Genomic DNA, 8049 nt, shown 5'->3' on the forward strand with positions numbered 1-8049 from the left:
CCAGGGCGGCGAAGCCGAGCGGGGTGATGAGACCGGTTCCGGCGCCGATGAGCGCGGCTCCCAGTAAGTTCGTCCGCGCGGGTCGCGGTAAGGCGCGCGAAGACGGTGGACGCGAGGCTGCTGGCGAATGAAGTGGGCATCGGCCTGACGGCACCGCTGTTGACTGTGGCTGTCCCCTATGAAGGGTACGCAATGGGCACGACGCCACACGGTGTACGCGTGACTCTGGTGCCTGAAGCAGCAAGGTGCCGGAGCGCTTCAGCGGTGAGAGGTGACACTTCCTGGAACACGCGCCTGCCGCCGGTGACTTCAGGAAGGGAATCGCACCAGTCAATCAGCCCTGCATGGCGGTGTCGTTTACGGGGCCTCGGCGGGCCCGGTGCCGCAGGAAGCGGGGGATGACCGCCGCTGCGAGGGTGGCAGTGGTGGCGCAGACAGTGACCGTGGTCCATGCGACAGGGCCCATCGGAGTGCAGCCGAAGAAGTGGCTGAGACCCGGGGTCTGGACGATGGTGATCAGCGTGGCGGCGGAGAGCGCCGCGGTGGCCAGGACGAGGGGACTGTGCCAGTCGGTGATGAGGGTCTGGCCGAGCTGCGTGGTGATGAGGGCGGCCAGGCCCATGGAGCCGGCGCGGCGTGGCCGGCCGGTGAGGCGCCCGGTCTGCCAGGCGCTGAAGGCGCCGAGTGCGGTGGCGGCACCACGGATGACGAGGAGGCGCGCGAGTTCGGGTCCCAGGAGCGTGGGAGTCGGACTGGCGGCAAGGGGGGCGTTGCCGGACCGGGGCGTGCGGGAGGGAGCGACTGCGACGGCGAGCGCGGGCAGCATGTCGGTCAGGAGATTGACCAGGAGCAGTTGCCGGGTGCCGAGAGGGGCCCGCCCGGACAGGGCGGTGCCGAGCACGGTGAAGGCGACTTCGCCGGCGTTGCCGCCGAGAAGGATCGCAACGGCGTCACGGACGCTGTGCCACAGGGCGTGGCCCTCGTGCACGGCATCGAGGATGCGGCTGGGGTCGGGGTCGGTGAGGACGAGGTCGGCCGCGGCGCGGGCGGAGGTGGAGCCGTGGGCGGCCAGTCCGATGCCGACGTCGGCCAGGCGGATGGCGGCGGCATCGTTGATTCCGTCGCCGGTCATGGCGACAACGTGCCCGGTGTGCTGCAGGGCCTGGACGATGCGGACCTTGTGCTCGGGGGAGACGCGGGCGAAGACCGCGGTCCCGTCGATCGCCTCGATGCGTTCCGGTTCGGGCAGGGCGTCGAGGTCCGCCCCGGTCAGGACGCTGTCGTTCTGCGGGATGCCCAGGTCACACGCGATGGCCGCGGCTGTGGCGGGATGATCACCAGTGATCATGATGACTCGCACACCCGCGCCGGTGAGCCGCTTGACGGTCTCGGCCGCCCCGGGCCGGGGAGTGTCGGAGATCGCCAGAAAGCCCAGCAGGGTCATCTCACCGACCAGTTCGGCCAGCTGATCGGCTGGGTGTGTCCCGGTGGTGGGTGTGCGCTGGGCGACGGCCAGGACCCTCAGCCCGCCGCCCGCGAGGCGCCGTACGAGGCGGTGCGCGGCTCGCAGCCGGGCCTGGTCGAGGGGGACGCTGCGGGCGGGGCCGTCCGGAGCGGTGCTCAGGGTGGTAGTGCAGTGAGCGAGGACGATCTCGGGAGCGCCTTTGACGGCGAGGCAGGGCCGTCCCGCGTCGGTGCCCAGGGATGCGGAGTAGCCACGGCTGCCTTCGAATGGGAGCTCGACGCCTGGTTGCCAGGCGTGGTCCGGAGGGCACTGGTCGGTGGCGGCGTCGACGACGGCCTGGTCGGTGGCGTGCGCGAGAGGCCGTCCGTCGGTGGGTCGGGGGCAGGCTCGTGCGGCGGTGCGCAGGAGGCCCTGCCCGGCGGGACTGTCGACAGGAACGTCGTGGTCGAGTGTGGCCACGCGAGTGACGGTCAGGCGGCCCTCTGTGAGGGTGCCGGTCTTGTCGAAACAGACGACGTCGACGCGGCCGAGGGCTTCCAGGACGCGGGCGGAGCGGGTCAGGACCCCATGACGGGACAGGCGGCGGGCGGCAGCAGACTGGGCCATGGTGGCGACGAGCGGCAGGCCCTCGGGAACGGCGGCGACCGCGATGGCCACTCCGGACGCCAGCGCCTCGCGCACCGGCACCCCCCGCATCAGCCCCAGGAGGGTGACGGCGGCGCCGCCGATGCCGACGGCGGGCAGCGCCGTCCTGGTCAGGGTGGCCAGATGGCCTTCGATACCGGGCGGGACGGCGACGTGACCCGCCAGATCGGCGGCGCGCCCGGCCTCGGACTGCGCTCCTGTGGCTACGACCACCGCGTAGCCGGTGCCCGCCAGCACCGTGCAGCCTTCGTAGACCATGCACGACCGCTCGGCCAGCTCGGCCCCGGGGGTGGCCGCCGGGTCCTTGGCCACGGGCGCAGGCTCGCCGGTCAGGGCCGCCTCATCGATCTCCAGACGGTCGCTGACCAGCAACCTGGCGTCCGCAGGCACGACATCCGAGGGGCTCAGCGCGATCACGTCCCCGATCCGCAGCTCGTGCGCGGGGAGGCTGTTCACAGCGGCCGTGTCCAGCCCTGCGAAGAACCGCATCCGGTCCGACAGCGGCGTGGCCTGTAGTCCTTCCACGACGGCAGGGGGCGTCCACACCGCCCGTCGCGCGTGGATGTTCTGGGTGAGTACGAGACCGGCCAGGGCGCGCTCGGCGCGCAGTCGCTGTGTGCCGCTCACGACGGCGTTGCCGGCCATGACGGCTCCCACCAGCGTCGCATCGATGCTCGACCCCACGGCCGCGGAAGCGGTCGCGCCCCACGCCAGCACAGGGGTGAGAGGGTCCCGGAGTTCCTCGCGCACTGCGCTCAGCAGCTGCCCGGGCCACCGAGTCAGCGGAGCCAGACGGGCGGTAACGGCCGCGGCGGGTCCGGCACCGCCGAGGAGCAGGGCTGTCCTCACGGCCGGTTCGGCCGCGGGCGGTCCGGCCGTCGCCTCGTCGAGGGCCGTCAGGACGCGAAGCGTCTCGCGGGCGCCGAAGGCGTGCCAGGCGCCGCGCACACGGGCCGGGGGCACGGGGCGGCCGGCCAGGCGGCGGGCCGCCCTGAAGCCGCCGAACTGGGCGAGGAAGGCCGCTCCGTAGACCGGAGATGTCGTCAGGCCGGCCACCGTACGACGGGTGCCCACAGCCGCGATCAGCGCTCCCAGGGCGGACCCGCCCATCGACAGGTGCGCCGATTCGCGGCTGACCTGGCGGGCGTCGTCCAACGCGGACAGGATCCGCCAGACCTGCGCCGTCCCGCCGCTGCAGACCAGGTCCGCCGACCACACGCCCGGCGCCCCGGCAGAGTCGGTTCCGGGTGGGGGCAAGAGGGCGACGCCGATGTCGGCGGCGGCCAGCGCATGGTCCTCGGCCGTGCTGATCAGCAGGACGACGTGCCCGTCCTGCTGCAGGCGCCGTACCTGCACGTCCAGTGGCGTGTCCAGCGGCGTGGTGCGGTCGGCCCACGGGAGCAGTTCGGCCGCGGAGACGTGCTCGGTGAGCAGCAGACGGCGGCGACCCGAGCGGGCCGCGGTCACGACGGCATCGGCCAGCGGGTCGAGGTCGCAGCCCACCAGGACCCGGCCCGCGTACCGGCCGTCCGGGGCGCGCATGTCCAGCGGCAGCCCCGCGGGGGCGTCCGGCCGGGCCTCCGGCGCGTCGGCGGTGCGTTCCAGCCGCCACCCCCGAACGTCGTGCCACGGGCCGGAGCCATACAGCCGACGTGGCGAAAGGTCTGCCAGCAGCGTCTGCGCGGCGGCCCATACTGCGGCCTCGGCAAGGCCGTCCGCGGCAGCCGTGGCGGTCACCGACAGCAGCCTTGGGTGAGCCGTGCACAGGACCGACGAGTCGATCACCACGGCAGAGACCCTGTCCAGCAGCCGCAGGGCCGCCCTGTTCATCGGGACCACACCGTCCCGGGCCAGGTCCCGGCCCACCTGCGCGCAGAACGCCTCCCGCCCCATACCCGCGGCCTTCGGCACCGTGGCCAGGATCGCCTGCACGGCGGCCTCGGGGCTGCGGGCCCAGGCCCACACGCCTGCCGCACCCAACAGGGAGGCCAGCGAGGTGCGTTCTCCGCACTCCTCCACCGGACCGGCCGGCAGCGGCACCGGCCGGGGCTGTCGCTCCGGCGCGTGCCGCGGCAGCCCTTCCCCCGCCGCACCGACCAGCTCCCTCTCCAGCCGGTGCCACGCGGCCTGCCGGGCGCGGATCTCCGCCAGCTGCCACGCGCGCTGGACCCCGTCCAGGAGGAGCGGTGCAATGCCCGCTGTCGCGGCATGCGCGCAGGCCTGGCCCACCCCGAGCACCATCTCGGCGTGTGCCCGCCCCAGGCGGCCTTCCAGCATGCTGCGCAGCCGCGGCTGGGTCTCAACCAGGACTACGGGCACCCGCAGCACCGATGAGAACACGGGAAGTGGCATCACCCGACGGGCTGCGGCCATCAGCAGCCCCAAGGAGTCCGCAACCAGCGACGCCCCGGCCAGCACGGCCGGGACGTTGTCGAACGGTGGATGCGGACGATCGCCCGCGAACGGCTCCCCGCCGCAGCCGTGCGCCTCCTCCACGCTCTCCACCAGCTCCAGCAGGCCGCCCACATCCAGGCGGTCCTCCTCGGCACCGACCACCACCTGCCCCAGTGCGGCATTCACCTGCGCCCATGCCACACCCTGAACCCCGCGCAGCGCACCGGTCACCTCGTGAGCCAGCCGCTCATGCCGCTCGCCGCCCCCACTCAGTCCGCGCACCTCGATGTGCGCCCGGCCCGACCGGGCCCACACCCGCCGGTGCCCACGGTCCGCACCCGCGTCCAGCAGCACGCTCACCGCTTCGGCAAGTCCGGTCGGCACACCCGCGACCACACTGCCCACCGCGCGGCGCCCCCTCTGCACCGTATCGGCCAACGCGGCTCGCGCCTGTCCGGCAGCGGACGCGGCCGTGTCCACGGGCGCGGTGAACGCCGTCGGAATCGGCCGGAGAACCACGCCCAGCCAGGAAAGAGGAAGCCCGCTCCACGGTGGCACCGGCAACTCCTGCTCTCACTCGTCCTGCAACAGCACCCCACTCGCCGGAACGCAGTCCACGCGTATGTCCAGGACCGTCACGGCGCTGCAGGCATCAGAGAAATGAGCATCGCAAAATCAGACAAGAGTCACAAAGCAGACCCACCCGTCTGGACGAGCCGGCACACCGCCACGAGCACCGCACGGGCCCCCGACACTGAACGAGACCGTGCGCCGACCTGCTCACCGACTTCCGCGGCGATTGCCTCCACGTGGGTCGGCAGACGAGTGAGGGCTTCGGCGCCGCCGCGCAGGCGTGTCCGGCGTGGGCTGAGCGGGACGGTACCGGCCATGTGATCTGGCCCGTGCTCTCCCCGCCCGCACTCCCCCGGTCCATGCTGTCCAGTCGCGCGCTATTCCGACCGATCTGCTCTGCCGCCACATGACTGACCGGCGTACCGACGGCGGCACTGCGGTGGTCGGGGCACGGCTGCGGGCCTGTGCACCCCGTGAACCCCGTGACCCCGGCTCTGGCGGACGCCCGGCGGCGTGCATATCGAGAGATCGAGGCGGCTGTTCACCTCAGTGCGGGCCTGGCGGCGGTCGGGGCGCGGATCACCTTGGCAACCGGCGACCACCCCACCACCGCGCCGCGATCGCCAGGAAACCGCGGCCGGAGGAGGAACCGCAGCTGACGACCGGGCGGAACTGGACTCTCTCGACGATGCCGAGTTCGTACGGACCCTGCCGCACATCATGGTGTTCGTCCGGGTGACCCCGGCGCACAAGGTCCCATCGTCACCACGCTGCGCTCGGCCGGCCGGATCGTCGCCGTCACCGGCGACGGCGCCGACGACGCGCCCGCCATCCGGATTGCCGACGTCGGCATCGCGTACGACTCCCGGGTGACGCTGGCGGCCGCCGCCGACGTGGTAGTCATCAACGACCGCGTCGAGACCAGCGTCGAGGCCCGGGCCATGTGGGCCTCCGGCCCCAAGGCGCTGGGCGGGCTGCTCGGCGGCAATCTCGGAGAGTATCGCCTTCGCCCTGGCAACCAGCCTGCTCACCGGGCGCAGCCCGCTGCACGCCCGCCAACTGCTCCTGGTCAACCTGCTCACGGACATGCTGCCCGCCATGCACATCGCCGCCCGGCCGCCGGCCGACCGCGCGGGGAAACTACTCGCAGAGGGGCCCGAAGCTTCGCTCGCCGCGGCTCTCACGCGCCACATCCGGCTGTGTGCCGCCGTCACCACGGCGGCCGCCTCCGTGGCCTGGGCGATCGCCGGGCCGATCGGCACCCGGGGGCGCGCCGACACCGTCGCCTTGGTCGCCTGGTGACATCCCAGTTGTTTCAGACGCTGCAGGACGCGGGCCGCGACCCGGTGGCCGCCGCTGGGGTGGTGGGGTCCCTGATGGTCCTGGGCGTGATCGTGACGGTGCCGGGACTGAGCCACTTCTTCGGCAGCCGGTCCCTGGTCCCAGCGGGCTGGACGATCGCGCTGACGTCGGCGGCGGAATCCGTAGTGTTGCCCACCATGGTGACCGACGTGACCCGTCGGCTGGGGGCGGGGAACGTGGCACTCCGGAAAGGGAGAGTTCACCTTCAGGTCATGTGACTGCCGCCTGCCGGATGCCGCGGGACCGGACAAAGGAGAGGTACACAGCACAATCCTCATGAAAGACGGCCGATCATGCCGCACATTCTCGCCAAGATACTGACCCAGGTGACGGTCGCCCTGCTGGAGGCCGCCCTGGTTCGCCTGTCCGCCCAGCTTTGGAAGACGTTCACCGCCGGCCAGCAGTCGGCGACCGCGCACGCCTGATCGGTCATGCGTATCTGACCACCTCATCCTTCCACCTCGTTCTCGTTTATTGACCTCCAAACATGGAACGTGCCCGAAGGGAAGCTCCCCACCACGGGAGGACAAGATGACTCCCCCAAAGGCAAGGCGAGAACCACCACCGACCTCGGGTGAGACACCCCGGACGGCAGAAGAGACGCAGCAGGCCCCCGAGGTGGCTACGGAGCGCCGCCGGGAGGAGGCGCAGCGCCATGCGGGCCCGATGGGCAAGGTGGTGCACTTGCACACCGCGCATCCCCGAGTTCCCGTCCCCTATGTGACCCCGGGCGACATGTTCAAGGGAGCTCGTGGTGCCACCTCGCGGATCCCCTCGCTCCGCAAGTTGACCTGCTACGGGGTCTTGGGCGGCATGGCCGTGGCCGGAGCCCTGGAGTGGCCGATCGCCGTCGCCATCGGCGCCGCCACCGAAGTGATCACCCGCGAGCAAGCGGCACGGAAGCGAGCCGAGCAGGTGGAGGAGCAGCGTCGGCAGCCCGGCGACGATCCTTCCGCCCGGAGGAAGACCGCCCAGCCCGGGCAAACGGCGATGGCGTGACTGACGGATTCACGCCGTGAACAGGGCCAGGTCCGACGCGGGCGACCGTGACGCCGCACCTGGCGTTCGATCCGGGACAGCGTGGCCTTGCTTCGGGTGCTCGAGAGAGGAGAACCTCACGGCCACACCCTGGAATCGCCCAGCACCTCGCATCGGACCTGCGGCACACTCGGCCGCCCTCCCTGCGCGCGGCCGAAGGGCGGGAGGCAGTGCCCGAGAGGACATCCACCCGCCGCCGACTGTCACCCATTTCCCCAGGTCAACGCACCCTTCCGCGTGGCTTCAGCGGCACCGCCGGCAGCTCCGGGGCCGGCAGCGGATCCCCGTCGTACCCCTTGACCTCCCCGAACCGTGTCCCTTCCATCCAGTCCCGGCGGGCCTGGACGATCTCCTCCTGCGACCGGCCGATCCAGTTCCAGAACATAGCGAATCCTGCACGCGTTAGTGCAGGTCATCGGCGTTCCAGGCCCCTGCTGGTCAGCAAACTGTCAGCATCGGTCGTGGAGGAGTCAGCAACCGTGAGTTCTGCTGCCATGGTTCGTGGGATGGGGTCGTTTTTCAAGGAGTGTGAGCATCCGCGGTCGCGGTGGTCGAAGTGTCCTCACCCGTAC

Annotated in this window: 5 protein-coding genes and 1 pseudogene; 4 read left to right on the forward strand and 2 right to left on the reverse strand. The window is 71.8% G+C overall.

All coding sequences use genetic code 11. From position 1 onward, the window contains the following. Nucleotides 1–334: 334 nt before the first annotated feature. Nucleotides 335–4888 (reverse strand): cation-translocating P-type ATPase, encoded by a 4554-nt coding sequence (locus tag IE318_RS41700; RefSeq protein ID WP_229904127.1) that lies wholly within the window; start codon nucleotides 4886–4888, stop codon nucleotides 335–337. 1287 nt (nucleotides 4889–6175) lie between these two features. Between IE318_RS41700 and IE318_RS45800 the strand changes: the two genes are divergently transcribed. The 4 genes from IE318_RS45800 (at nucleotide 6176) to IE318_RS41710 (ending at nucleotide 7438) form a co-directional block, all read left to right on the forward strand. Then, entirely contained in the window at nucleotides 6176–6379 is a 204-nt protein-coding gene (locus tag IE318_RS45800) for a hypothetical protein (protein ID WP_229904128.1), read from the forward strand. Beyond that, nucleotides 6376–6657 carry a hypothetical protein gene (locus IE318_RS45805; RefSeq protein ID WP_229904129.1) on the forward strand — a complete coding sequence of 94 codons (282 nt, stop codon included), beginning with the start codon at nucleotides 6376–6378 and terminating at the stop codon, nucleotides 6655–6657. The genes IE318_RS45800 and IE318_RS45805 overlap by 4 nt, the downstream gene beginning before the upstream one ends. A gap of 75 nt (nucleotides 6658–6732) precedes the next feature. Then, nucleotides 6733–6864 carry a hypothetical protein gene (locus IE318_RS46235; RefSeq protein ID WP_268256783.1) on the forward strand — a complete coding sequence of 44 codons (132 nt, stop codon included), beginning with the start codon at nucleotides 6733–6735 and terminating at the stop codon, nucleotides 6862–6864. 193 nt (nucleotides 6865–7057) lie between these two features. Beyond that, entirely contained in the window at nucleotides 7058–7438 is a 381-nt protein-coding gene (locus IE318_RS41710; protein ID WP_189908076.1) for a hypothetical protein, read from the forward strand. Nucleotides 7439–7697: 259 nt separating this feature from the next. On the opposite strand, the pseudogene IE318_RS41715 reads toward IE318_RS41710, so the two are convergent. Further along, nucleotides 7698–7862: pseudogene (locus IE318_RS41715) on the reverse strand (pirin family protein); the annotation flags it as partial. Nucleotides 7863–8049: the final 187 nt, after the last annotated feature.

It is taken from the genome of Streptomyces spiralis (genome assembly GCF_014654675.1).
In the GTDB taxonomy this organism is placed as follows: Bacteria; Actinomycetota; Actinomycetes; order Streptomycetales; family Streptomycetaceae; genus Streptomyces; species Streptomyces spiralis.

Excerpts from the sequence above, each read along its gene's own strand:
- IE318_RS45800 (WP_229904128.1), top strand. The coding sequence starts at position 6,176 with ATGCACATCGCCGCCCGGCCGCCGGCCGACCGCGCGGGGAAACTACTC.
- IE318_RS46235 (WP_268256783.1), top strand. The coding sequence starts at position 6,733 with ATGCCGCACATTCTCGCCAAGATACTGACCCAGGTGACGGTCGCCCTG.